2 protein-coding genes are annotated in these 2,958 nt (G+C 42.2%); one reads left to right on the top strand and one right to left on the bottom strand.

What is annotated here, in order from left to right:
- The coding region (locus L4C33_RS21155; RefSeq protein WP_428814364.1) for a metallophosphoesterase at positions 1 to 845 on the top strand (845 nt) is incomplete at its 5' end.
- 87 nt (positions 846 to 932) lie between these two features.
- On the opposite strand, the gene L4C33_RS21150 is transcribed toward L4C33_RS21155, so the two are convergent.
- A partial coding sequence (locus L4C33_RS21150; protein ID WP_428814363.1) for a bifunctional diguanylate cyclase/phosphodiesterase occupies positions 933 to 2,958 on the bottom strand: 2,026 nt, incomplete at its 5' end.

Here is a 2,958-nt window from a genome sequence, read left to right as displayed (position 1 = left end):
GAGTAAACAATAGCGTGAAGAACCAACTTATATATCAAATCAGTGACTGTCATTTAAACACGGAAGATGCTCAGGCAGAGCACAGCCTTATTTTTGTTCTCAATCAGATCGAAAATAGCCGAACGGCTGATGATTGTTATCAGGAAGGTGAGCAAGACAATGATATTTTACTCATCACCGGCGACTTAGTTTGCTCACCGACTTTTGAACTGTACGTAGCGTTTAAACGAATCATTGAAACACATTGTTCATTTAAACGGATCTTTGCGATTGCAGGAAACCATGACCAAAGAGAACTCATGGCCATTGCTTTTGCAGACAGCCATATCCAAGTCACGCATCAACTCAACTTAGGCAAACAATGCCAGTTGTTGTTTGTTGATTCCAGTGATAAGCCACTATCTGGAATGGCATTGGGATCAGGCCGAGTCGCCCAGCGTGGGCTTGAGGCAATTAAGAAGAATACACGCAAAAAACCAAGCCTAGTTATCATCCATCACCCTATCGTCAACCTAGGCGCTGAATGGTTTCAAAAAATTGGAATTGAAAATCACCTAGCAGTCAGAAGAGCTATTCACCCTCAAAGTATCGCTGTAGTAAGCGGTCATGCTCACGGGTACTTTAAGCATGCTCTCACACCGAATAGACTCACCGAAAACGAACCTGATCAAACGCAGCTTCATCAAATAGTATGCCCAGCAACTTGTTATGGATTTGACCACAAACAAGCAGACTATAAACGTACGTCGACTATTGGCTATATTGAGTATCACCTTAGCCAAGTAGATCGAGAACCTAAGCTGGAGCACGCTGTACATCAGTTCAACGCTGAGTCGTGCATTTAGCATTTAGCATTTAGCCTTTAGCTTCTTCAGTTAATTGCGTTGCGAGAAGCTAGTAGTTAGATGTGGAGCGTTAGAAAACTAAACGGCTTAGACCGCTTGCTTAGCTTTGCAATAGCGAGCAATTAAATCATTCACCGCCAGTGGCTTATCAAAGTAATACCCTTGTAATAAGTCACAGTGGTAGTCTTTTAACGTCTGGCGCTGCTCGTCTGTTTCAACCCCCTCAGCAACAACCTTCATGTTACATGAAGCTCCAATCTCAATAATCGCTTTCACCAGAGTTTCACTGTGCTGACTGGTATTCAACTTGCCAACAAATGAGCGATCAATTTTGATCTCACTGATCGGTAAAGCATTAAGGTAATTCAATGATGAAAAGCCCGTACCAAAGTCGTCCAAAGAGATCCCAAAACCATACTCTCTCAATAAGCATAATATTGGTTCTACGACATCCAGATCCTTAATCAGAATGTTTTCTGTGATCTCCAAGGTCACCCGCTTAGGATCAAGGCCGGTTTTATTGACTAATTCGATGGTACGAGGAACAAAATTGGTTTCCAATAATTGTTTTGGCGACACGTTCACAGACACACCGACCGCTCCGTGGCCATTTGGCATCATCTTTAACGTGTCTTCACAGGCTTTAGATAAAACGTATTCACCAATTAACGTAATTTTGCCTGTCCGCTCCGCAGCAGGGATAAAATCAATAGGAGAGACAAATCCTAGCTTACTGTTTTCCCAACGGCACAAGGCTTCAATCCCTTTCAATTCCTGTGTTAAAGAGTCAACTTGAGGTTGGTAAACTACATTTAATTCACCCTTGCCAACCGCATGCTCTAGTTGCTCTTCAACCACAAAATCAAACTGAACCTGTTTATTAATAATGTCGTCATAAAAGACTACATCACCTTTCTTATTTTCTTTTGCTTTATAAAGAACAATATCGGCTTTCGTCAGCAATTCTTCGACTTCGATTCCATCGTATGGATACATCGCGACACCCGCTGAACACTTTGTTTTAATGGTGACTGTGGCCAACTGAAACTCATCTTTAAAACAGTCGCGGATCTTAGCGACTTTACTTTCAGCCTCAGAAATATCATTTAACCCAGACAGGCAGAATACGAACTCATCGCCACCGAAACGAGACACGACATCACGTGGCCCCAGCACCCCTTCAAAACGCTGCCCARTATGTTTCAGTAACACATCACCAGACGCATGACCGTACTGGTCATTAATGCGTTTGAAATCATCGAGATCGACAAACACAACCGCAACCAATTTTCCTTCAAGCTTAGAATTCGCAATACTTTTAGAGATTTGTCTTTCGAGCTGCGAACGGTTAGGCAAAGCAGTCAGTGAGTCATGTTTAGCCATATGTTCCATACGACGCTGGCTTGTTTGCAAACGCTGGAAGTCACTCGCAATGCGGGTTTCCATCTGAGTAAACCTTGCAAGAATGATTTTGCTCACGTAGGAGGCTAGGAAAATACAAAGCAACGTTGCAATCGTGCTCGCGATAACCACAACTTCCAGCTCTTTACGTGAATCTTCTAGTAATTCATCTTTTCGCTTATCTATCGCTGCATGAATCTGATTTAGGTAAACACCTGTTCCCAAAATCCAATCTCGATAATCCAGCGCTTTAACAAAACTACTTTTCGGCCCTACCTCGCCTTCCATATCCACGGTTTCATAATCGACAAAGCCACCTTGCTTCATAACGGCTAATACGTCGGATTTGAACTGACTTCCTAGAGAGTCGAAAACATTGCGGTCTTCAGAAGAAGATAAGCGGTTAGCATATAGAAGGCTCTCACCATTCTTTTTAAAAACAAAAAGATATCCATTTTTTCCAATACTTATCTTAGAAAGAATGTTTAGAATTCGATTCTCACTCTGCCTTTCAATATCAACGAGATACTCGCCGGTACCAAAATACCAATTGAATGGTTCAAAACGGCGGTTATAACTGATTTTTTCAAATTCTTGCTCCCCATGACCAGGCTTTACGAACCAATAACGCGTATACGCGCCTTTGGCTTTTTGCAAAGAATAGAGCTGAGTACGGATGATGGTATTTCCACGGCTATCCATCACATTAAGA

The organism is Vibrio makurazakiensis (genome assembly GCF_050337375.1).
GTDB classification, from domain to species: domain Bacteria; phylum Pseudomonadota; class Gammaproteobacteria; order Enterobacterales; family Vibrionaceae; genus Vibrio; species Vibrio makurazakiensis.
Note: the sequence above shows the minus strand (reverse complement) of the source record. Positions and strands in the feature narration are given on the sequence as shown.